General features: G+C 72.7%; 18 protein-coding genes and 1 tRNA gene. 12 read left to right on the top strand and 7 right to left on the bottom strand.

Annotation, left to right across the window (positions count from 1 at the left end):
- The first annotated feature begins 82 nt into the window (after positions 1 to 82).
- Positions 83 to 1,801: a hypothetical protein gene (locus tag ACLJN9_RS28765; RefSeq protein ID WP_410814771.1), complete on the top strand. Its 1,719-nt coding sequence runs from the start codon at positions 83 to 85 to the stop codon at positions 1,799 to 1,801.
- The gene (locus tag ACLJN9_RS28760) at positions 1,798 to 1,965 is read left to right on the top strand and encodes a hypothetical protein (RefSeq protein ID WP_410814770.1); all 168 of its coding nucleotides are present in this window, start codon (positions 1,798 to 1,800) and stop codon (positions 1,963 to 1,965) included. The genes ACLJN9_RS28765 and ACLJN9_RS28760 overlap by 4 nt, the downstream gene beginning before the upstream one ends.
- A 55-nt stretch (positions 1,966 to 2,020) precedes the next feature.
- Here the strand turns inward: ACLJN9_RS28760 and ACLJN9_RS28755 are convergent, their stop codons facing one another.
- A complete protein-coding gene (locus tag ACLJN9_RS28755) occupies positions 2,021 to 3,181 on the bottom strand; it encodes a glycosyltransferase family 4 protein (RefSeq protein WP_410814768.1) in 1,161 nt (386 codons plus the stop codon).
- Positions 3,182 to 3,439: 258 nt separating this feature from the next.
- Between ACLJN9_RS28755 and ACLJN9_RS28750 the strand changes: the two genes are divergently transcribed.
- The 4 genes from ACLJN9_RS28750 (at position 3,440) to ACLJN9_RS28735 (ending at position 11,416) form a co-directional block, all read left to right on the top strand.
- Positions 3,440 to 5,113: a substrate-binding domain-containing protein gene (locus tag ACLJN9_RS28750; RefSeq protein ID WP_410814767.1), complete on the top strand. Its 1,674-nt coding sequence runs from the start codon at positions 3,440 to 3,442 to the stop codon at positions 5,111 to 5,113.
- Positions 5,110 to 9,360, top strand: coding sequence for an alpha-(1->3)-arabinofuranosyltransferase (locus ACLJN9_RS28745; protein ID WP_410814766.1), 4,251 nt, complete (start codon positions 5,110 to 5,112; stop codon positions 9,358 to 9,360). The genes ACLJN9_RS28750 and ACLJN9_RS28745 overlap by 4 nt, the downstream gene beginning before the upstream one ends.
- Positions 9,357 to 10,181: a class I SAM-dependent methyltransferase gene (locus tag ACLJN9_RS28740; protein ID WP_410814765.1), complete on the top strand. Its 825-nt coding sequence runs from the start codon at positions 9,357 to 9,359 to the stop codon at positions 10,179 to 10,181. Before ACLJN9_RS28745 ends, ACLJN9_RS28740 begins: the two co-directional genes overlap by 4 nt.
- A gap of 68 nt (positions 10,182 to 10,249) precedes the next feature.
- Positions 10,250 to 11,416: a DUF3068 domain-containing protein gene (locus tag ACLJN9_RS28735; RefSeq protein ID WP_410814764.1), complete on the top strand. Its 1,167-nt coding sequence runs from the start codon at positions 10,250 to 10,252 to the stop codon at positions 11,414 to 11,416.
- 98 nt (positions 11,417 to 11,514) lie between these two features.
- Here ACLJN9_RS28735 and ACLJN9_RS28730 read toward each other — a convergent pair whose 3' ends face one another.
- Complete coding sequence (locus ACLJN9_RS28730) at positions 11,515 to 13,185, bottom strand: DUF885 domain-containing protein (RefSeq protein WP_410814762.1); 1,671 nt, start codon at positions 13,183 to 13,185, stop codon at positions 11,515 to 11,517.
- 143 nt (positions 13,186 to 13,328) lie between these two features.
- Here ACLJN9_RS28730 and ACLJN9_RS28725 point away from each other — a divergent pair, with 143 nt between their 5' ends.
- Positions 13,329 to 14,306, top strand: a complete 978-nt coding sequence (locus ACLJN9_RS28725; RefSeq protein WP_410814761.1) for a DMT family transporter — start codon at positions 13,329 to 13,331, stop codon at positions 14,304 to 14,306.
- Between the two features lie 19 nt (positions 14,307 to 14,325).
- Here ACLJN9_RS28725 and ACLJN9_RS28720 read toward each other — a convergent pair whose 3' ends face one another.
- On the bottom strand, positions 14,326 to 15,393 hold the full coding sequence (locus ACLJN9_RS28720; protein ID WP_410814760.1) for a PHP domain-containing protein: 1,068 nt from the start codon (positions 15,391 to 15,393) through the stop codon (positions 14,326 to 14,328).
- 29 nt (positions 15,394 to 15,422) lie between these two features.
- Positions 15,423 to 16,196, bottom strand: a complete 774-nt coding sequence (locus ACLJN9_RS28715) for a M23 family metallopeptidase (protein WP_410814758.1) — start codon at positions 16,194 to 16,196, stop codon at positions 15,423 to 15,425.
- 65 nt (positions 16,197 to 16,261) lie between these two features.
- On the opposite strand from ACLJN9_RS28715, the gene ACLJN9_RS28710 reads away from it, so the two are divergent.
- The 4 genes from ACLJN9_RS28710 to ACLJN9_RS28695 all read left to right on the top strand — a co-directional run bounded on the left by ACLJN9_RS28710 (position 16,262) and on the right by ACLJN9_RS28695 (position 18,207).
- A complete protein-coding gene (locus ACLJN9_RS28710; protein WP_410814757.1) occupies positions 16,262 to 16,651 on the top strand; it encodes a hypothetical protein in 390 nt (129 codons plus the stop codon).
- A gap of 102 nt (positions 16,652 to 16,753) precedes the next feature.
- On the top strand, positions 16,754 to 16,921 hold the full coding sequence (locus tag ACLJN9_RS28705; RefSeq protein ID WP_410814756.1) for a hypothetical protein: 168 nt from the start codon (positions 16,754 to 16,756) through the stop codon (positions 16,919 to 16,921).
- Between the two features lie 118 nt (positions 16,922 to 17,039).
- A complete protein-coding gene (locus tag ACLJN9_RS28700; RefSeq protein ID WP_410814755.1) occupies positions 17,040 to 17,567 on the top strand; it encodes a tRNA adenosine deaminase-associated protein in 528 nt (175 codons plus the stop codon).
- Positions 17,568 to 17,760: 193 nt separating this feature from the next.
- The gene (locus ACLJN9_RS28695) at positions 17,761 to 18,207 is read left to right on the top strand and encodes a nucleoside deaminase (RefSeq protein WP_410814791.1); all 447 of its coding nucleotides are present in this window, start codon (positions 17,761 to 17,763) and stop codon (positions 18,205 to 18,207) included.
- 137 nt (positions 18,208 to 18,344) lie between these two features.
- Here ACLJN9_RS28695 and deoD read toward each other — a convergent pair whose 3' ends face one another.
- Positions 18,345 to 19,052: a purine-nucleoside phosphorylase gene (gene deoD / locus ACLJN9_RS28690; protein WP_030328147.1), complete on the bottom strand. Its 708-nt coding sequence runs from the start codon at positions 19,050 to 19,052 to the stop codon at positions 18,345 to 18,347.
- Positions 19,053 to 19,127: 75 nt separating this feature from the next.
- Between deoD and ACLJN9_RS28685 the strand changes: the two genes are divergently transcribed.
- Positions 19,128 to 19,214: transfer RNA gene (locus tag ACLJN9_RS28685), tRNA-Ser, on the top strand.
- Between the two features lie 68 nt (positions 19,215 to 19,282).
- Here ACLJN9_RS28685 and ACLJN9_RS28680 read toward each other — a convergent pair.
- Together ACLJN9_RS28680 and ACLJN9_RS28675 are read right to left on the bottom strand one after the other, a co-directional pair.
- A complete protein-coding gene (locus ACLJN9_RS28680; protein ID WP_410814753.1) occupies positions 19,283 to 20,032 on the bottom strand; it encodes an SDR family oxidoreductase in 750 nt (249 codons plus the stop codon).
- A 59-nt stretch (positions 20,033 to 20,091) separates the two neighbouring features.
- Positions 20,092 to 21,006, bottom strand: coding sequence for a TIGR03620 family F420-dependent LLM class oxidoreductase (locus ACLJN9_RS28675; RefSeq protein WP_410814752.1), 915 nt, complete (start codon positions 21,004 to 21,006; stop codon positions 20,092 to 20,094).
- Between the last annotated feature and the right edge of the window lie 6 nt (positions 21,007 to 21,012).

Genomic DNA, 21,012 nt, shown 5'->3' with positions numbered 1-21,012 from the left:
TCGGTGGCCGACGGCGTCGCGCGTACAGTGGCCGCCACCAGCGCGACGGGTGGTCGTGCCGGACCGGGGTGGGGTCGACAGCATGCGCGAACGGCTGGTGCCGCACGGGGTGGCGGCCGCCGTGACGGCGGTGGTCCTCGCGCCGCTGGTGCTCCCCGGCTACGTGCTCCGCTACGACATGGTCTTCGTGCCCCGTCAGGTGTTGGGCTGGGAGGTGATCGCCCCGGCCTCGGCGCTGCCCAGGGCCGTTCCGCAGGACGCCGTGGTGGCGCTGGCCAACCAGGTGGTGCCGGGCTGGTTGCTGCAACGGCTGGTGCTCGCGGCGATCCTCTACCTGGCGGTGCTCGGCGCGGCCCGACTGGTGCCGACCGACCGGGTCGCGGTGCGGGTGGTGGCCGGCCTCGGGTACGCCTGGACGCCGTACCTGGCCGAGCGGCTGCTCGTCGGCCAGTGGGGGTTGCTGGTCGCGTACGCCGCGCTGCCCTGGCTGGTCCGGGCGGCGATCGGGGTACGGGCGGGCCAGCCGGGCGCGCTGCCACGGCTGCTGCTCGCCGCGGCGGCGTCCGCCATCACCCCGACCGGCGGGGTGATCGCCCTGGTGGCGATCGCGGTGCTGCTGCCCGGACGGTATCCGGGGGCGGTGCGGGCGGCCTCGACCGCGCTGGGCCTGACGGTGCTGCTCAATGCGCCGTGGCTGGTGGCCGGGTTCGCCAGCACGGGCAGCGGAAGGTCGGACCCGGCCGGTGTGCTGGCCTTCGCGGCCCGGGCGGAGAACTGGGCCGGGCCACTGGTGGCGCTCGCCGGCACCGGCGGCATCTGGAACGGGCAGACGACGCCCGGCTCCCGGGGCGTCCCGCTGGTGCCCCTGGTCACCGTGGTGGTGTTGGCCGTCGCCGGGTGCGGCGTACCGCTGCTGCGTCGGCGCTGGCCCGCCCCGGTGGCCGGCCGGTTCGGTCTGCTCGCCGCCGCTTCGTGGCTCGTGGCGGCGCTCGGCGCGCTGCCCGGCGGCGCGGATCTGCTCGGCTGGTTGGTCGCGACGCTGCCCGGCGCGGGCCTGGTCCGGGACGGCCAGAAGCTGCTCGTTCCGTACGCGTTGGCCCTGGCGGTGGCCGGCGCGCTCGGGGCGGAACGTCTCGCCGACCGGGTGGCCGTCCGCTTCGACGCGCCGACCGGTCGGGTGCTGCTGGTCGGCGCCGCACTGTTGCCGGTGGCGCTCCTGCCCGACCTGGCGTTCGGTGCGGCGGGTCGTCTCCGACCGGTGGCCTGGCCCGCGGAATGGAGCACGGTGGCTCGGCTGGTCGAGCAGCGGCCGGGTGAGGTGATCTCCCTGCCGTTCCAGGAGTATCAGCGCTACGCGTGGAATCGTGGCCAGGTGGTGATCGACCCGGCGCCCCGGTATCTCGGCGTGCCCGTGCTGATCGACGACACCCTGCGGGTGGGCGGGCTGGCGGTGGCCGGTGAGGACCCGCGTGCCGCGCGGGTCCGGGAAGTCCTCGCCGGCGGAGATCCGGTGTCGGCGGTCGGCTCCCGGTGGGTGCTGGTCCAGCGCGCGGCGGGTCCGCCGCTGCCACCGGCGTCCCTGGCCGGACTGCGCGTTGTCCACGATGGACCGGAACTGACCCTGTACGAGAATCCGAGCTGGTCACCCACACCCACACCAACCCGGCCCGGCCCGGTCGGGCTGGCGCATCTGCTGGCGGGAGTGGTGGTGCTCGGCATCGGGTTTTCGGGCACTGCGCGGGTGACCTACCGCGTGGTAGCGTCCCGGCACGCGAGTCCCGCGGAAGGAGAAGGTGGATGAGGAACCTGCCCGCGTTCGTCGCCGTCGGTGTGCTCGGGGTCGTGCTCGGCCTGCTCGGTAGCGTCGGTCTGGCGAACGTGCTCAGCCCGTCCGCCAAGGAGGCCGCCACCAGCAATGTCAATGGTGAGCAGGGCGCCAAGCCTCCGCTGTACGGCACGCGTTGATCTAGACGACGAAAGGGCGTCCGCTGGTTGCGGGCGCCCTTTCGTGGTGCTCGGGTCAGCCGGCCCGGCCCGTCTGCTGGGTCACCAGGCGGGCGAAGCGGGCACCGGTCGCGGCCCAGGTGAAGCGGGACGCGTGGTGCAGCGCCGCCTCGCCCATCGCCTTGCGCCGCACGTCGTCGGCGAGCAGCTCACGGACCTGGGCGGTGAACTCCGCCTCGTCGTCGACGAGCAGGCCGGTTTCGGCGTCGATCATCGCCTCCGCGACCCCGCCGGCATAGCGGAAGGCCACCGTCGGGGTGCTGCGCGCCGCGGCCTCGACGATGGTCAGCCCCCAACCCTCCTTGATGGACGGGGTGAGCGCCACCCAGGCCGAGGAGAGCGCGGCGTGCTTCTCCTCCTCGCTGACGAAACCCGTGAAACGGACACGGTCGGCGATGCCGAGCGAGTCGCACAGCTCTCGCAGCGGCTGCTCCCACCAGCCCTGTCCGGCAACCACCAGTTCCAGGTCGGGCAACTCGCCGACCAGTTCGGCAACGGTGCGTAAGGCGATCTCCACCCGCTTGTGCGGAACCAGGCGGCCGAGCACCAGCAACGACGGGTGGGGGGTACGCGGCAACGGTGGGCCGATCACCGGCGGCGTGCCGTTCGGCACCACGTCGATCCGATCGGCGGCCACCCCGAGCTCGGTCAGTTCCGCCCGGCTGGCCTCGGAGACGGTGACGTACCGGCAGCGGCGGTAGAGCCGAACCGCCAACCAGGATTCGATCCACCAGCCCAGCCGGGCCATCCACGGGCCGAAGACGACCGGCCACTGCTCCCGGTGGACGTGGTGCACCAGCGCGACCACCGGCCGGCCGGCGTACAGCGGCGCAAAGAACGGCACGCCGTTGCAGACGTCGACCACCAGATCGGGCCGGCCGGTGCCGCGTCGGCCGAGCGGGCCCAGGCCGAACCGGCCGGCGAGACAGGTCATCGCCGCCCGGGCGTAGACGCTGTGCCGGGACCCGCGTCGCAGCACGCGTACGCCCTCTCCGGTGGTCTCCACCGGGCCGGCGTTGCCGTGCGCGGCGCAGAGCAGGGTCACCCGGTGGCCCATGGCGACCAGTTCGGCGGCAATTCTCTCGAGGTAGACCTCGGAGCCACCGCCCTCCGGGTTGGTGGTGTCGCGCCAGTTGAGGAACAGGACGTGCCGTGCGGGGGCGACGGGGATCTCCACGCTGCTCCTACCGGTGAGTAAGTGAGCACGATCGCGCCACCCTAGGGCTGTCCGGCCCGTCGGCGCAATGGGTCGCACCGGCAGCGAAGATCAGATAACTCCTCGTCGATCGGGGGTTTGCCGGCGGCGGAAAACCTTGGCAGGGTGTGCAGCGCAACCGCGTGTGGTGGCCGGCGTCCAGGTGGCGCCGCCCGGCGGGCGCTACGGATTCCGACCTGCGCGGGGACGCGCCGGTACGCGACGAGGAGGTGGCCGGCGGTGCTGCGCGACGGACTCGCGCCGGTGCGCTCGCTCCCCCGTCGCTCACCGGTGGTGCTGCTCAGCGCGGCACTCGTGCTGCTGTTGACCGGCTGGGCGGCCGTGGCCTACATCCGGGCGGATCGGGGCGTGCCGGAGTGCGCCGAGCGGGTCCGGCTGCGGGTCGCCGCCGCTCCGGTGATCGCTCCAGCCCTGGACCGGATCGCGCGGGCCAGCGTGGGTCGGCAGCCGTGTGTGTCGATCGTCGTGCAGCCCCGGGAGTCCGCCGCCGTCGCCGGGGACCTGGCCAACGCGGTGGACGCCGCCGACGCCTGGCTGCCGGAGTCCACGTTCTGGCTGCGCCGGGCCCGGGCCGGTGGTGCCTTCGAGGTGCCCGCCGAGGGCACCTCGGTGGCGAGCAGCCCGGTGGTGCTCGCGGTGACCGAGCCGACCGCGCGTCGGTTGGGGTGGCCGGCGAAGCCGGTGACCTGGGCGTCACTGATCGGACCGAAGGCCCGGCCGGCCCCGCTGGGAATGCCGGATCCGGCCGTCGATCCGACCGGGGTCGCGGCGCTGCTCGGGGTGCGTGCCCTGTCCGCCGCCGAACGGGAACCCGCCGCCGCGATGGCGGGGGTGCTGCGTCGGCTCGCGGGTGTGACGTTCTCCGCCGGCGATGGCGCGGGCGCGTTGGGTATCGGGGGCGGGCTGGCCGGTGGCACGGACGGGGTCGTTGCCAGCGAGCAGGCCGTACTCGATCACAACGCGTTGACCGGCTCGAACAGGTTGGTCGCCGCGTACCCGGAGGTCGGCGTGCCGTCTCTGGACCTGCCGTACGTGGTGCTGCCGGTCGCTCGCGGTTATGTCCGTGACGCCGCCGCGGGCTTCCTGGCGAACCTGCTCACGGTCGAGTCCCGGGATGCGCTGCTCGGGTTCGGCTTCCGTACGGCGGCGGGCTTCCCGCCGGCCATTCCCGCGGACGGCCGGCTGCGGGCGGAGGAGCGCCGACCGGTGCCGTTGCCCAGCGAGGAGACGGTCACCGAGGTGTTGAACGTCTGGAGTGGCGTGCAGCGCAGCGCCCGGATCCTGACCGTCATCGACATATCCGGGTCGATGGATGCCCGGCTGCCGGGCACCGCCGAGACCCGGCTCGCGGCGACCGTGAAGGCCGCTCGGGAGGGAGCCGGCCTCCTGCTGGACAACAGCGAGCTGGGGATCTGGGTCTTCTCCACCAAGGTGGACGGGGACCGGGACTACCGGGAGATCCTGCCCGTCGCTCCGCTACGCACCCAGCAGCGGACACGATTGGCAGACCGGCTGGCCGACGTCCAGGTCAAGGCGGGCGGCGGGACCGGGCTGTACGACACCACGTTGGCCGCCTACCGGAACGCCCGGCAGCACTGGACACCCGGCCGGATCAACCTGGTGCTGGTCATGACCGACGGACGGAACGAGGACGACGACAGCATCGGCCGGTCCAGGTTCCTCGCCGAACTGGCCCAGCTGCAGGACCCTCGGCGTCCGTTGCCGATCGTCTTCATCGGGCTGGGCCGCGACGTCGACCCCGACGAGCTGAACGCCATCACGAAGGTCACCGGCGGAAAGGTGTTCCGCACCCAGCAGCCCAGCGGTATCCGGCAGATCTTCTTCTCCGCGCTCGCCGACCTGAGCTGCCTGCCCCCGGAGTGCCGCCGATGATCCGGCCGCACCTCCCCCGGACGGTGCGCGCGGCGCCCGGGACCGCGCTGTCACTGCTGCTGCTCACCGTCCTCGCCTTCGTGCAGCGCCCCGGCCAGGTCACGTTCGACACCAAGCTCGACCTGGCCGCGAACCCGATCCACTTCCTGACCCGGGCGTTGCACCTGTGGAACCCGGAGGCGACCTCCGGCGAGCTGCAGAACCAGGCGTACGGCTATCTCTTTCCGATGGGACCGTTCTTCGCCGGCGGGCAGCTGCTGGGCCTACCGCCGTGGATCACGCAGCGGGCCTGGTCGGCGCTCCTGCTGGCGGTCGCCTTCTACGGGCTGCTCAGGCTCGCCCGGGCGTTAAGCATCGGCACCGAACCGACGCGCTACATGGCCGCGCTCGGTTACGCGCTGGCGCCCCGGATGCTCACCGAGATCGGCGCGCTGTCCTCGGAGACGCTCGCCGCGACGCTGCTGCCGTGGGTGCTGCTGCCACTCGTGCTGGTGCGCCGGATCGGCTCGCCACGTCGGGCCGCGGCGCTCTCCGCGCTGGCCGTGCTCGGCATGGGTGGGATCAATGCGGCGGTCGTCCTGCTGGCCCTGCTGCTGCCCGGCGTCTGGCTGCTCACCCGCCGCTGGGACCGTGACCATCTGCGCCTGGTCGGCTGGTGGTGTCTCGGCGTCGTCGCGGTCTGCCTGTGGTGGATCGTGCCGCTGCTGCTGCTCGGCGAATACAGCCTGCCCTTCCTGGACTACATCGAGTCGTCCACCACGACCACCGCCGTGGCCTCGCTCTTCCAGGCCGTCCGGGGCACCAACCAGTGGGTGGCGTACATCGTCCAGGGGGACCCGTGGTGGCCGGCGGGCTGGCTGCTGATCGACCACCCGGTGCTGATGGCGCTGACCGCGCTGGTCGCGCTGATCGGCCTGGCCGGGCTGGCCGGAAACCTGCTGCCGGAGCGGCGCTTCCTGGTGCTCGGCTTCCTGGCCGGGCTGACGCTGCTCACCATGGGCTACGTCGGCAGCCTGGACAGCCCGCTGTCGGGCCCGGTCCGGGAGTTGCTGGACGGTCCGCTGGCCCCGCTGCGCAACGTCCACAAGCTGGACCCGGTGCTACGGCTGCCGCTGATGCTCGGCTTCGCGCACGGGGTGGACGCCGTCGTCACCCGGCTGCACACCGCCGTCGGCCGGCGCCGCCCCGGCATCCGGCTGCGGCCGTTGGCGTTCGTACCGGTGCTGCTGTTGATCCTGGGTGCCGCCGCGCCGGCCTGGCTGGGTCAGCTGCGGCCCGGGCCGGGCTGGTCTGACCTGCCGGCGACCTGGCGGTCCGCGGCCACCTGGCTGGCCGACCGGGACGCGCTGGCCCGGACGCTGATGGTGCCCGGGTCCGGCTTCGGCCAGTACGAGTGGGGGCGAACGGTCGACGAGCCGCTCCAGGCGCTCGCCGGGGCGCCCTGGGCGGTGCGGAACCAGATCCCACTCGGCTCGGCCGGCAACACCCGGGTGATGGACGCCGTGGAGACCGTCCTGGCCGGCGGGCAGGGCTCGGCGGGGCTGGCCGACTTCCTGGCCCGGGCCGGCTTCCGGCACGTTCTGCTGCGCAACGACATCGACCGTGCCCAGGTGGACGCCCCACCGGTCGCGGTGTTGCGCCGGGCGCTGACCGGATCGCCGGGCATCGCGCGGGTGGCGACCTTCGGCAGCACCACCGCGCCGGGCGGTGTCCCGGGCAGCCCGGTCGACGACGACGCGGGCCCCGTGCCGGCCATCGAGGTGTACGAGGTGCAGCGACCGGTCCCGGTCGCCTCGGCGGTGCTCACCGACGACGTCCCGACGGTCAGCGGCGGCCCGGAGTCCCTGCTGCCGCTGCTCGAACAGGGGCTGGTGGAGCGGGACCGGCCGGTGGTGCTTGCCGGGGACCGCACCGAGGTCGGAAACGAGCGGTGGATCGTCACGGACGGGCTGCGCCGCCGGGAACGCGACATCGGCCGGGTGCGGGACAACGTCAGCCAGACGCTGACCGCCACCGAGGCCGGCCGGCAGGGCCGTGTCGCCCTCGATTTGCTGCCGTTCCCGGGCAAGCGACACCAGACGGTCGCCACCTACCAGGGGGTACGGGAGGTCACCGCCAGCACCGCGACGAGTTTCGTGGACAACCTGGGCGCCGCGGACCCGTCACACCTGCCGTTCGCCGCTCTGGACGGCGAGTACGCGACCGCGTGGCACTCGGCGCCGCTGGCCGGGCCCGTCGGTCAGTGGCTCCAGGTTGACCTGGACACCCCGCGCGAGGTGGGGACGGTGTCGCTGGCGTTCGTCGACGACCTCGGGGTCGGCTGGCCGGTCACCCGATTCCGGATCACCACCGACCGGGGGTCGGTGGACCACGAGGTGGCCGACACGCTGGGTGCGTTCTCGTACTACACGTTGCCCGGATCCACCAGCAGGGTGCGGGTCACGGTGCTGGCCGTCGCCGGGGAACGGCGCGACGGCGGGGTCGGGATCCGGGAACTCGCGATTCCCGGCACCACCGCCCGCCGCGCGCTCAGGACGCCGAACGATCTGCCCAACGGCTTCGACGGTCCCGTGACCTGGTCGTTCAGCCGAGGCTCATCCGACCGTCCCGCCTGCTTCCCGACCGCCGCCCCGGGCACCGGTTCGGACGTGGCGGCGGGGGTCGGTACGGGGAGCGGACCGGCGGGTGGCACCGGGACCCGGCCGGCCGGCTCGGTCGTCCGGTGCGACCGATTCCTGGCCCGCGCCGGTGAGGAACCGCTCGGCGTCGACCGTGTGTTCCGGAGTACCGCGCCGGGCAGCTACCGGCTGGGGCTCACCGCCGCGCCCCGGGTGGGCGGGCAGCTCACGCTCACCGGGGTTCCGGTGGCGGCCACCGTCTCCTCGTACCTGACCGGCGATCCGGCCGTCGCCGGGTACGCGGCCGTCGACGGCGACCCCGCAACGGCGTGGCTCGCCGACACCGGCGACCTCCGCCCCACGCTGCGGTTGAGCTGGTCCGGGCAGCGACGCCTCGCCGAGGTGCGGCTGCGGCCCGCGGAACTGCCGGTCGGCTCGCTGCCCACGCAGGTCGAGGTGCGGGCCCCCGGCCGCAGCCAGGTGCTGCCCGTCGGTGCGGACGGGACCGTCCGCTTCCCGGCCGTCAGGACGGACCGGATCGAGATCGTGGTCCGGGACACCGCCGCGCGGGTCGCCGACCGGCGCGGCAACGGCTGGACCGCCACCGCCGGGATCGCCGAGGTGGAGATTCCCGCGCTGGACGACCTGCTCCGCCCGCTGTCGGCTGGCACCGCCGTCGCCGAAAGATGCGGTACCGGACCCGCCGTCGAACTCGACGGCTACCGCTACCAGACCTCGGTGGCCACCACCCTCGCCGACGTCCTGGCGGGGCGGCCGGCACCGGTCACGATCTGCGGCGCCACGGGTGCCGTGGTGGACCTTCCGGCCGGTGGGCACCAGCTGGCGAGCACACCGTCGGCCGGGTTCGTGGTGCAGGACGCCACGCTGCGCCCGGAGGCCGCTGTCCCCGCACCCCGGCACCGCGCGGTGACCGTGCTCGACTGGGACTCGACCGACCGCCGGGTCCGGGTGGCCGCCGGCGCTGCCGCGCTGCTGGCGGTGCCGGAGAACGCCAACGCCGGCTGGACGGCCACCGTGGACGGCCGGACGCTCGCCACCACCCGGGTGGACGGCTGGCAGCAGGCGTGGGTGCTGCCAGCCGGCGACACCGTCGAGGTCCGGCTCGTCTTCGCGCCGGACCGGACGTACCGGGGTGCCCTGGCGGCCGGCGCGATCTGCGCGTTCGCGGTGCTGCTGCTGGCCGCGTGGCCGCTCCGACGTCGCCTGGGCGTGGACCGGACGATCCCGGCCGAGGGGCCGGCGTGGGCGATCGGCATCCTGCTGGTGGTGCTGCTCGCCGCACTGGGTGGTGTGCTGCCGGTGGCCATCGTGCTGGCCGCCATGCTGCTGCGGCAGCTTGCTGTCCGGGCGCTGCCGGTGGTGGTGCTCGGTGGGTTGACGGTCGCCACGGTGACCGCGGTCGCGGGCCGGTTGCAGGGCCACGGGCAGGAGTGGGCGTACGGCCCCTGGGTGCAGGCGGCGATGTTGGTCGCGGTCGGCGCGGTCACCGCGGCGGTGATCCCGGTGCCCGGCACGCCGGCCGCCCAACCTCGATCGGCGAGCGGTGCCGATGCGCCGGCCGCGGCCGACACCACGGATCAGGACGACGACGGGACGGTAACGCGATGACCACAGCAGACGACGCGACGGCTGGTCGGGCGGCCCGCCGACGGTTCGCCACACTGGGCCGCTCGGTGGCGCTGTTCCGGGCGTTCCTGGTCGAGCAGACCGACCCGGACCGCTTCTACGGTCTGCTGGCGGGGGACTCGGTGCGTCAGGTGTCCGGCTACGCCACGCTCGCCGGGCGGACCGTGCTCGACGTCGGCGGTGGTCCCGGATACTTCGCGGCCGCCTTCCGCGCCGCCGGTGCCCGGTACGTGGGGATCGACCCGGACGTCGGCGACTTCTCCGCCGCCGGGGAGTCCGTCGCCGGCATGCTGCGTGGCAGCGGCACCGCCCTGCCGGTCCGCTCCGGCAGTGTGGACGTCACGTTCTCCTCGAACGTCCTGGAACACGTCTCGGAGCCACCCCGGATGCTGGACGAGATGGTCCGGGTGACCCGACCCGGTGGTGTCCTGTTCGTGTCGTTCACCCCGTGGCTGTCGCCGTGGGGTGGGCACGAGACGGCACCCTGGCACTACCTGGGCGGTGACCGGGCCCGCCAGCGTTACCAGCGCAGGACGGGCAGGCCCCCGAAGAACCGCTTCCGCGAGACGCTCTTCCCGGTCTCCATCTCGGACGCGCTGCGCTGGGCACACGGCAACGCCGAGGTCGAGGTGCTGGACGCGCTGCCGCGCTACCACCCGTGGTGGGGTCGCTGGGTGGTCCGGGTGCCCGGAGTACGGGAGGTCGTGGCCTGGAATTTCGTGCTCGTCCTGCGGCGAGGCGGTCAGGAACCAGACGGCGCGGCGGAAAAAACAGAGCTGACCGGGGGTCGCGTTGCTATGTGACCAGGTAGTAACCTCGCGGCCACATCACTGATCGATAGCGGCGAAATTAGCTCCTCCAGGGAGGAAACATGAAGCACCGCGCCATAGGTGCCGTGCTGTTCGGTGGCGGCGTACTGCTCCTGGCGCTGGCCGCCGGACTGGTGTTCGTCGTGAAGCCCGCGGTGACCAAGCTGCCCTACGATCTGGCGGCTTCGACGTCGGTGGCGGAGGCGAAGGGCGCGACCTTCCTCCACATCACCAACGGTGCCATCGCGATCCGCCAGGGCGATCTCAAGTCCACCGTCCTGGTCACGCCCGACCGCGAGGAGACCGCGAAGCTCGGCGGTGACCTCGCGGGCGACACGGTGGTCTGGACGGTTGGTCAGACCGTCGACCGGACGCAGACCAAGGAACTGGTCAACGCGTACGGTGCCACGCTGGCACTGGACCGGGTCTCCGGTGCCGCCGTGAAGTGGGACGGCCAGTACCTCGATGACACCGGGACCCGGGAGAAGGTGTCGTTCGCCGGTCAGGTCTACAAGTTCCCCTTCAACACCGAGAAGCGGAGCTACGGCGTCTTCGACCGCGATCTGCGCAAGGAGCTGCCGGCCACGTACAAGGGCACGGAGGACGTCGACGGGCTTGAGGCGTACCGGTTCGAGCAGGTCATCACCGACCAGCAGCTCAACCTGGCCGCCGACCGGGTGGGCCTGCTGCTCGGAGCCCTCGCCCCCGGCGCGACCCAGGGCAAGGTGACCTACAGCAACAGCCGGACGCTCTGGGTCGACCCGGTCACCGGTGCGTACGTCAAGGTGCGGGAGGTGCAGAGCAAGACCCTGGTGCCGGACGTGGGCACCCCGGTCTCGCTGCTCAACGCCGACTTCACCTACAACGAGGCGACGGTGAAGGCGTCCGTGAAGCGGGCCAACGAGAGCCGCAGTCAGCTCACCCTCCTCGGTGTCTACGCCCCGATCGGGGTGGCCGTGCTGGCCCTGCTGCTGATCGTCGCCGGCCTGCTCGTGGTGCGCCGGGGCGGTGCCGTGGCGGTGGCCGAGGCACGTCACCGGGCCGACCCGCTGCCCGTCGCTGATCCCACGCCGACCCGGGTGGACCAGCCAGCTGTGCGGGACGACGAGCCCGAGCGGCAGAGCGGTCCGCTGACCGACGAGATTCCCCCGGCGTCGACGAACTGGAAGTCCGAGGATCCGTCGGTGCCGACCCAGCGCCCGGCACCCGGCGAGGTGGAGCAGCGCTGACGGGCGTACGACCGCGAGCATGACCGAAGGGGTGGACCGCGCGATGCGGTCCACCCCTCGCTCGTACGCCCCTCGTACCGCCGGGAGCCGTCGCCGGCTCAGAGACGGGCCAGCGCCCGACGCAGCGGGTCGAGGCCCAGCGCGCCCAGGTCCAACGCCTGCCGGTGGAACTCCCGCAGGTCGAAGTCGGCGCCCTTACGGGCCTTGGCGTCCTCGCGGGCCTGGAGCCAGATCCGCTCGCCGACCTTGTAGGACGGCGCCTGCCCGGGCCAACCCAGGTAGCGGTTCAGCTCGAAGCGCAGGTTCTCGTCCGGCACCCGGCAGTGCGCCCGCATGAACTCCCAGCCCAGCTCGGGCGTCCACCGCTCACCGGGGTGGAAGCCGAACGGGTTGTCCTTCGGGATCTCCAGCTCCAGGTGCATGCCGATGTCGACGATCACCCGGGCCGCGCGCATCGCCTGGCCGTCGAGCATGCCCAGCTTGTCGCCCGGGTCCTCCAGGTAGCCCAGCTCGTCCATCAGCCGCTCCGAGTAGAGCGCCCAGCCCTCGCCGTGCCCGGAGACCCAGCAGAGCAGCCGCTGCCAGCGGTTGAGCAGGTCGGCCCGCACGGCGGTCTGCGCCACCTGGAGATGGTGACCCGGCACCCCCTCGTGGTAGACCGTGGTGACCTCGCGCCAGGTGGAGAAGTCGGTGATGCCCTGCGGCACGGCCCACCACATCCGGCCGGGGCGCGAGAAGTCCTCGCTCGGCCCGGTGTAGTAGATGGCCCCGTCGCTGGTCGGCGCGAGGCGGCACTCGATGCGACGGACCTGCTCGGGGATGTCGAAGTGGGTGCCGTGCAGCTCGGCGATCGCCTTGTCGGCGAGCGCCTGCATCCAGTCCCGGAACGCCTCCTTGCCCCGAATCGTCCGCGCCGGGTCGGCGTCGAGTGTGGCCACGGCCTCGTCGACGCTGGCACCGGAACCGGCGATGCGCCCGGCCACGAGGCGCATCTCCGCCTCCAGGCGGGCCAACTCGGCGAAGCCCCAGGCGTACGTCTCGTCCAGGTCGACCTTGGCGCCGAGGAAGTACTGCGAGGCGAGTTCGTAGCGTTCCCGGCCGGCGGCCTGCTTGTCCCGCCCGTGCGGTGCCAGCTCGGTGCGCAGGAACTGGCCGAACTCGGCGGTCGCCGCGGTGGCCGCCGCCGCGCCCCTGCGCAGCTCGGCCCCGAGGGTGCCGTCCGCGCCCAGCTGCTCGACCAGACCGTGGAAGAAGTTGTCCCCGGTGGGGTCGACCCAGATGTCGCACTGCTTGGCCACCTCGACCAGCTGCACCTTCGAGCTGACCTGCCCCTTGGCGAGCGCCTCGCGCAGCGTGGTCTTGTAGCCCTCCAGCGCGCTGGGAAAGCCGTTCAGGCGGGCCGCGATGTTGGCCTGCGCGTCGGCCGTCGCGGTCGGCATCAGGTCGAACACCATACGGATCTCGTGCAGCCCGCTCTCGATCACGCTGATCTCGCTGGTGGTCTCGCCGACCTCGTAGCGGGCCAGGTCCAGGCCGAGCCGTTCCTGCATGGCCTCCTTGGCGATCCGTTCCGATTCGGTGTCCGGCTCGGTCACCTCAAGCTCGGCGAGCGTGCGGCGGGTCAGGTCCGCGCGTGCCTGGTAGCCCTCGGGCGACAGGTCGTCGAGTTGGTCGTCGTGGCCGGCGATGCCGACGTAGGTCGCGCCGTTCGGGCTCAACGGCGCCCATTCGGCCACGTAGCGGTTGGCGACTTCATCAATGTGTCCCACGCTGCGACCCTACGTGACCGCTCCGGGCGGTTGTCGAAGTTGTTTGCCGTGTCCGGGAAAGCAGTTGCGCGGGATCTGTGGCGGTCGACACCACGTCCGAAAGTCGCGGGACTTCGTCGTACGACTACGGCAGAGTGTCAGGGGTGACGGCCGATACCACTCCTGACAAGGCGCCACTGCGCTCCTGGCTGCCGGGCTTCGTCGCGCTCGCCGCGATCTGGGGTTCCAGCTTTCTGTTCATCAAGGTCGGGGTGGCCGAGCTGCATCCGGTGCAGCTCGCCCTCTACCGGGTCGTCGCCGGCGCGCTCACCCTGCTGGTGGTCCTCGCGGTGCTGCGCGACCGGCTGCCCCGCCAGCCCCGGGTCTGGGCGCATCTCTTCGTCGTCGCCGCGTTCGGCGTCGCCGTGCCGTTCACCCTCTTCGGCTACGGGGAGCAGCGCGTCGAATCGATGCTGGCCGGCATCTGGAACGCCACCACACCGCTGATCGTCCTGCCGCTGGCGGTGCTGGTCTTCCGCACCGAGCGGCTGACCGCGCGCCGCGCGGTCGGTCTCGGGCTGGGCTTCCTCGGCGTGCTCGTGGTGCTCGGCGTCTGGGAGGGCATCGGTGGGGCGCATTTCACCGGGCAGCTGATGTGCTTCGGCGCGGCCGCCTGCTACGGCTTCGCCATCCCGTACCAGAAGCGGTTCGTCGCGGGCAGCGCCCACTCCGGCCTGTCACTCTCGACGGCGCAGTTGCTGCTCGCCGCCGGGCAACTGGCCATCGTCACCCCGCTCGTCGCGGGCGTGCCGCCGCTGCCCACCGAGCTGTCGGGAAAGGCGGCGGCCAGCGTACTGACCCTCGGTGCGCTCGGCACCGGGCTCGCCTTCGTCATCAACATGCGCAACATCCGGGTGGCCGGCGCGAGCACCGCCTCCACCGTCACCTACCTGATCCCGATCTTCGCGGTGCTGATCGGTGCCGTGGCGCTCGACGAGCGACTCAACTGGCACCAGCCGGTCGGCGCGCTCATCGTGCTGCTCGGGGTCGCGGTCGCGCAGGGCGTGTTCGGGCGGCGCCGCTCCCAGACGGCCGTCGGCGTTCCCGCCGTGCCAGCCGCCGAGCCGGTCATCCAACGCTGACCCTCTGGCCGCCGAGCGGTCAGCGCCCCCGCGTCCACGCCGTGAGCTGCTCCGCCGACCAGGTGTTGACCACCCGGTCGGCGGGGACGCCGCAGAGGGCCGCCCGCTCGCAGCCGAACCGCTGCCAGTCGAGCTGGCCCGGCGCGTGCGCGTCCGTGTTGATCGCGAACCGGCAGCCGGCCTCCAGGGCGCGGCGGATCAGCCTCTTCGGCGGGTCCTGCCGTTCCGGCCGAGAGTTGATCTCGACGACGGTGTCGTGCTCCGCGCAGGCGGCGAAGACCGCGTCCGCGTCGAAGTCGCTCTCCGCCCTGGTCCGAGCCCGGTGCCCCCGGTCGCCAGGACCGGTCACCCCGGCGGGGCGGGACGACACCATCCGACCGGTGCAGTGGCCGAGGATGTCCAGGTGCGGATTGGCGACCGCGGTCAGCATCCGCCGCGTCATCTTCGCCCGCTCGTCGTTCAGACCGCTGTGCACCGAGCCGACCACCACGTCCAGCCGGGCCAGCAGCTCCTCGTCCTGGTCCAGCGAGCCGTCGGCGAGGATGTCCACCTCGATCCCGGTCAGGATCCGGAAACCCTCCGGCAGCGCCGCGTTGACCTGCGCCACGTGGTCGAGCTGGCGACGCAGCCGGTCGGCCGTCAGCCCGCGGGCCACCTTCAGCCGTGGCGAGTGGTCGGTCAGCACCAGATACTCGTGGCCCAACTCCACGGCGGCGAGCGCCATCTCCTCGATGGGTGAGCCGCCGTCGGACCAGTCGGAGTGGGTGTGACAGTCACCGCGCAGCGCGTCACGCAGCGCCGTCGCCTCCGCGTCCAGGTCAGCGCCCTCGGTCGCCACCAGCCGGCGCAGGTAGACCGGCTCCTCGCCGGCCAGTGACTCCGCCACGCAGCGGGCCGTGACGTCACCGACCCCGGCCAGTTCGGTGAGCGTGCCGTTGCCGGCCCGTTCGACCACCTCGGCCGCCGGCAGGCCGGCCAGCGCCGTCGCCGCCGACCGGAACGCCCGCACCCGATAGGTGGCCTCGTTCGCCCGCTCCAGCAGGAAAGCGATCCGGCGCAGGTCGGCGATGGGATCCCGGGCCTTCATCCCACCGAACCTAGTCGGTACCCGGTCCGTCAGGGAGCCTTCGGACAGCCGTGTCTACGCTGCCACGCGGTCACCTCGGCGGCCGGCTCCCGGTTGCCGCCGCGCCGCCACGAGTCCAGGTAGCGCGCCGGCCAGATCACCCCGCGCCGGATCCACCAGCCGTCCTCGCCCGTACACGGCGGCGAGATGCCGAAGTGCACGTGGCAGACGTTGTTGGCGTTGCCGGTGCGGCCGACCCTGCCGAGCTGCTGCCCGGCGCGGACCCGGACCCCGGCGTCGACGCCGGTGGCCACGGCGCTCAGGTGCGAGCCGTAGTAGCGCACCCCGTCGTCGCCGAGCAGGGAGACGGACAGACCCCCGTTGTCCGGACCCTGCGGCCCGCGCTTGGAGTACCGGTCGGTGCGGCTCACCTCCAGCACCGTCCCCTCGGTCACCGCCACGAACGGCTCCCCGCAGTCGGCGAAGAGGTCCGTCGCCGGGTAGACACCGTGCGTCGGGTGATAGGAGACGTCGTCGGCGCGTACCGGAAAGACGTGCCGTAGCCCCGCGCGGGGGGCGGCGCCCGGCGGTCCGACCGTCGGTGCCGGCCGGGCGGGTGCGGTCCCCGACGGCGTGGCCGAGGACGGCGGCGGGCCGGGCGACGCCGGCTGGTCGCCGGTCGCCCAGACCGTCGGCGGCGTCGGCGCGCCGCCCGGAGGCACCCCCGGCCGCGTGGTCGCGCAGCCGCCGACGAGCAGCGGGGCGAGCAACACCAGCAGGATCGGGTACGCCGGACGCGCGCGGCGGATCAACGGCGAGGGCATCCGGTCATCCTGACAGACCGGTACGGTGGGCACGGAGCGACGCGCGTGGAGGGAGGGCAGCGACGATGACCATCGCCCGGCCCGACCCCGGCCCGGATCCCGGCTTCGCCCGCCCGGTGTTCCGTACCCCCTCGGGGCTCTTCCCGGCCGGGCCGTCGACGCGTCCCACCTACCGCGAACCGCACCCGGTCACCGGCGGCGGTGTCGCCGCCGGCGGCGGCGCGGCGGCCGGCTGGTTGCTGCTGTTCGGCCTGCTCGGCACCGACGTGGTCAGCTACGCGTGGTGGACGGTGGTGGCCGGCCTGCTGGCCTGGTCGACCGCCCTGGTCCTGGTCCGCTACGGCGACCGCGGCGTGGCCACCGGCGTTGCCATCGTCACCGCCGGTGGCTGGAGCATCGCCGCCGCCGTGGTGGCGGTCCGCTGGGCGACCGCGGGCGACTGGCCACTCTGGTGAAGGGGCCGCACATCGGGTGGCGATGACTGCGCCGAGTGCCCGGTTGGCTGCGTAGCGAACGCCGTCTTGACGTGGCCGCCGAGACTCGGCACGCTCGGCACTATGGCCTGGAACACGTCGCGGCAGGACCCCGATCGAAGCCGCCGCCGCCTGCAGCTGCTCGCCGAGTTGGCGGGGGCCCGGGCGGTACGCCAGCGCAACCGCCCCCAGCGGCTGCGCAGCGAGCGTCTGCGCCAGCTCATCGCCACCCGCCGTCGGGTAGCCGGCTGATCCGACTTTGTCAGGAATGACCGGCGCTTCGGGGCGTTGACCGGTCGCCTGCCGACCCGACCGGCTAACGTGCACGCGTAACGAGTCGGCGCTGTGTCGAGGGGCTATTGGGGGGACCGTGTCGTACTTCGCTGCGGCCGTGGTGCGCGACGACAGTGGCTGGTCGGCCGCGGAGGTCAGCCTGCGCGGCACCACCGACATCGACGACGTCGCCGACCGCCTGCGCGACGTCGACCAGGACGCCGACGTGTCGCTGCTCTTCGTCGAGGCGGACGACGCCTACCTGGTGATCATGCGCCTCGACGAGGGTGAGGACCTGCGGGTTTTCGGGTCGGACTCCGCGTACGCCGAGGAGTCCCCGCTGGGGTCGCTGCTGGTCGCCGATCTGAAGACCTCGGTCACCGGGCTCGACGACGTCGACGAGCCTCGCCCGGCGTCCACCGGCGACGAGGAGAGCGAGCAGCCCGTCGTCGACCCCGAGGCCGACCCGGTGGGCGACGCTGACCTGCTGGCCAATCTGGGCATCTCCGCGCAGAGGCTGCTGACCCTGTGCTCGCACGAGGGCATGATGCCGGCCGACGTCACCGCCGAGATCTGCCAGGTGCTCGGCTGCGCCGACCAGGTCGAAGAGTTGCGTGAGGTCTGATCCTCCCGGATCGGGCTCGGGCGCGACGGTACCGGCGGGCGGCGCGGAGCCGGCCGACGCCACCGACCCTCTGCTCGAGACGATCCGGCCCGGGCAGCCGACCCCCGGGGCGGTGGGCCGCGCAGGCCCCGGCGCCCACGAGGGTCTGGCCGACCCGGGCGAGTTCGGCCGGCGCCAACGGCACGAGTTGTGGATGCGCCGCGCCCTGGAGGTAGCCGTCACCGGCCCGGCCGTCGACGACGCCGGCTCCGCCGACGTGGACGACGTGCCGGTGGGTGCGGTGCTCTACGGCCCGGACGGGACCGAGTTGGCGACCGGGCGCAACGAGCGGGAGTTGACCGGCGATCCCACCGGGCACGCCGAGGTGCTGGCGCTGCGCCGGGGCGCCTCGCGGCTCGGCCGCTGGCGGCTGGACGGCTGCACCCTGGTGGTCACCCTGGAACCGTGCACCATGTGCGCGGGTGCGCTGGTGCTGGCCCGGGTCTCCACTGTCGTCTTCGGCGCGTGGGAGCCGAAGACCGGCGCCGCCGGCTCACTCTGGGACGTCCTACGCGACCGTCGGCTCAACCACCGCCCAGAGGTCTACGGCGGCGTGCTCGAAGCCGAGACCGCAGCCGTACTGCGCGCCTTCTTCCGCTGAGGATCGCCCGTCGTGCTGGTCCGACGTGTCGCGGCGGGGGATGCATCACACGAAGAAGCGTGATGACTCCAGGGCATCAAAATGCCACAGAGTCATCACGCTCTCAGCAGTGATATCGCCCCGACGAGGCCGGCGGGTCAGGCGATGATGGTGTCGAGGGCGATCTCGACCATCTGGCTGAAGGTCTGCTCCCGCTCCTCGGAGGTGGTCTTCTCGCCGGTCTTGATGTGGTCGCTCACGGTCAGCACGGTCAGCGCGCGGGCCTTGAACCGGGCGGCGATCGTGTAGAGCGCCGCGGACTCCATCTCGACGGCCAGCACGCCGTAGTCGGCGAGCGTGTCGTAGAGGTCCGGCCGGTCGGTGTAGAAGGCGTCCGCGGCCAGGATCGGCCCGACGTGCATGCTGATGCCGCGCCGCTCGGCCACCTCGACCGAGGTACGCAGCAGACCGAAGTCGGCCACCGGGGCATAGTCGATCAACCCGTCGAAGCGCATCCGGTTCATGTTCGAGTCGGTGGACGACCCGATGGCGGCCACCACGTCGCGCAGTTGGAGGTCGGTGCTGAGGGCGCCGCAGGAGCCGACCCGGATCAGCGTCTTCACGCCGTACTCGTTGATCAGCTCGTGGGCGTAGATGGAGGCCGACGGCATGCCCATGCCGGAGCCCTGGACGGAGACCTCGACGCCGTTCCAACGACCGGTGAAGCCCAGCATGCCCCGAACCGTCGAGTAGCAGGTCGCGCCCTCGAGGTAGGTCTCCGCGATCCACTTGGCCCGCAGGGGGTCGCCCGGCATCAGGACCCGCTCGGCGATCTCGCCCGGCTTCGCGCCGATGTGCGTACTCATGGCAAAGATCCTGCCAGGCCGGCTCCGCCGATACCGGTTCGGCGTCCGAACCAGCGGTCCTGTACCCTCGTCGGCGGTGGCGTGTCCGAGCGGCCTAAGGAGCACGCCTCGAAAGCGTGTGAGGGTTAACGCCCTCCGAGGGTTCAAATCCCTCCGCCACCGCTCATGAAGTGCAGAAACGCCCGGTCGATCCGCGAGGATCGGCCGGGCGTTTCGCTGTGTGCCCACGGTCAGAGCTGCTGCTGACCGCCGTCGACGAAGATCTCGCTGCCGGTCATGAAGCTGCTCTGGTCGGTGGCGAGGAAGAGCGCGGCGTTGGCGATCTCGTCCGGGTGGGCCATGCGGCCCATGGGCACGCCCGAGGCGATGGCCTGCAACAGGCCCTCGGCCTCCTCCGGGCTGGGGGCCAGTCCGGCGAGCCCCGGGGTCTCGGTCGGGCCGGGGATCAGGGTGTTGACCCGGATCTTCCGGCCGACCAGCTCTGCGGCCCAGGTGCGGCCGAACGAGCGGATCGCGGCCTTGGAGGCGGCGTACACGCTGAACGCCGGGGTGCCGTTGACCGCGGCCGTCGAGCCGGTCAGCACGACCGAGGCGCCCTCGTTGAGCAGGTGCAGGGCCTTCTGCACGGTGAAGAGGGTGCCGCGGACGTTGGCGTCGAAGGTGCTCGCGAAGTGCTCGACCGTGATCGAGCCCAGCGGGAGGAACTCCCCGCCTCCGGCGTTGGCGAACAGCACGTCCAGGCCGGCGCCCCGGGCTTCGATCGCCTGCATGACCCGGTCCAGGTCGTCGAGGTTGCTCACGTCGCTGGTGATGCCGGTGGCGTTGGCGCCGATGCTCGCGACGGCCTCGTCCAGCGGGCCCTTGCGCCGGCCGGTGACGAAGACGTGCGCGCCCTCGTCGGCGAAGCGGCGGGCGGCCGCCAGGCCGATGCCGGTGGTGCCCCCGGTGACGAGAGCGGTCTTGCCGTCAAGCTGTCCCACGATGGATCTCCTCAGGATTGCGGTGCGGTTGGTCCGGCCGGTTGGCTTTTGGCCGGTGGTCAGTGGGTGGTGGAGAAATTCGGCAGAAGGGTGGCCAGCTCGCGCCACTGGGGCAGGGGCAGGGGCAGGGCCGGCCGACCCGGGTCGTCGGGTCGCAGCACGTGGAGGGCGACGTGGTCCGCGCCCGCGTCCAGGTGCTCCTGGATGCGCGTGGCCACCGCGTCCAGGTCACCCCAGGCGACCAGGGCGTCGATCAGGCGGTCGCTGCCCCCGGGGATCAGGTCGTCGTCGGTGAACCCGAGGCGCACCAGGTTGGCCCGGTACGTGGGGAAACCGAGAAACATCCCGATTCCGGCGCGAGCGGCGGCGCGGGCCCGGTCTGGATCCTCGTCGAGGACGACAGCGAGGTGCGGAGCGACCAGCGGCTGCGCACCGACGCGTTCCCGCTGCGTGGCGGTGTAACCCGGAGTCACCAGAAACGGGTGCCAGCCGGCCGTCCGGTCGGCCGCCAGGTCCGCCATCTTCGGGCCGAGCGCGCCGAGGATGCGCCGCTCGACGGGAACCGGCCGAGGCGCGGCGTCGAGGGCATCCAGCCAGCGGCTCATCGACTCCACCGGTCGGCCGTACTCCTGACCTGCCTGGGCGGCGGAGTGGGCGTTGCTCACCCCGAACCCGAAGACCGCCCGAGGGCCGTGCGCGGCGTCCAGCGCGGCCAGCCGGTCACCCAGCGCTACCGGGTCCTGGCCCCAGATCGCCAGCACGCCCAGCGCGATGGTGGAGTGCGGTGCCGCGTCCAACAGGTGCCCGATGTCGTCCACGGCCCCGCCGCCGTCCAGGCCGGGCACCCACAGTGCCCGGAAGCCCCGCTCGTCGAGTTCGGTTGCCGCGTCCCGGACGTCCGGGTTGGCGGCGCCACGCAGCTCCATGCTCCAGAGCCCGACCGCAGGCAGCGAGGTCTTCAGTCGTTTCCCCACACCATC

The organism is Micromonospora sp. 067-2 (assembly GCF_046549295.1).
In the GTDB taxonomy this organism is placed as follows: Bacteria; Actinomycetota; Actinomycetes; order Mycobacteriales; family Micromonosporaceae; genus Micromonospora.
This window is presented reverse-complemented; position numbering and strand designations above follow the sequence as displayed.

Excerpts from the sequence above, each read along its gene's own strand:
- ACLJN9_RS28735 (WP_410814764.1), top strand. The coding sequence starts at position 10,250 with ATGAAGCACCGCGCCATAGGTGCCGTGCTGTTCGGTGGCGGCGTACTG.
- ACLJN9_RS28745 (WP_410814766.1), top strand. The coding sequence starts at position 5,110 with ATGATCCGGCCGCACCTCCCCCGGACGGTGCGCGCGGCGCCCGGGACC.
- ACLJN9_RS28760 (WP_410814770.1), top strand. The coding sequence starts at position 1,798 with ATGAGGAACCTGCCCGCGTTCGTCGCCGTCGGTGTGCTCGGGGTCGTG.
- ACLJN9_RS28740 (WP_410814765.1), top strand. The coding sequence starts at position 9,357 with ATGACCACAGCAGACGACGCGACGGCTGGTCGGGCGGCCCGCCGACGG.
- ACLJN9_RS28720 (WP_410814760.1), bottom strand. The coding sequence starts at position 15,393 with ATGAAGGCCCGGGATCCCATCGCCGACCTGCGCCGGATCGCTTTCCTG.
- ACLJN9_RS28695 (WP_410814791.1), top strand. The coding sequence starts at position 17,761 with ATGCGCCGCGCCCTGGAGGTAGCCGTCACCGGCCCGGCCGTCGACGAC.
- ACLJN9_RS28765 (WP_410814771.1), top strand. The coding sequence starts at position 83 with ATGCGCGAACGGCTGGTGCCGCACGGGGTGGCGGCCGCCGTGACGGCG.
- ACLJN9_RS28705 (WP_410814756.1), top strand. The coding sequence starts at position 16,754 with ATGGCCTGGAACACGTCGCGGCAGGACCCCGATCGAAGCCGCCGCCGC.
- deoD (WP_030328147.1), bottom strand. The coding sequence starts at position 19,052 with ATGAGTACGCACATCGGCGCGAAGCCGGGCGAGATCGCCGAGCGGGTC.
- ACLJN9_RS28710 (WP_410814757.1), top strand. The coding sequence starts at position 16,262 with ATGACCATCGCCCGGCCCGACCCCGGCCCGGATCCCGGCTTCGCCCGC.
- ACLJN9_RS28715 (WP_410814758.1), bottom strand. The coding sequence starts at position 16,196 with ATGCCCTCGCCGTTGATCCGCCGCGCGCGTCCGGCGTACCCGATCCTG.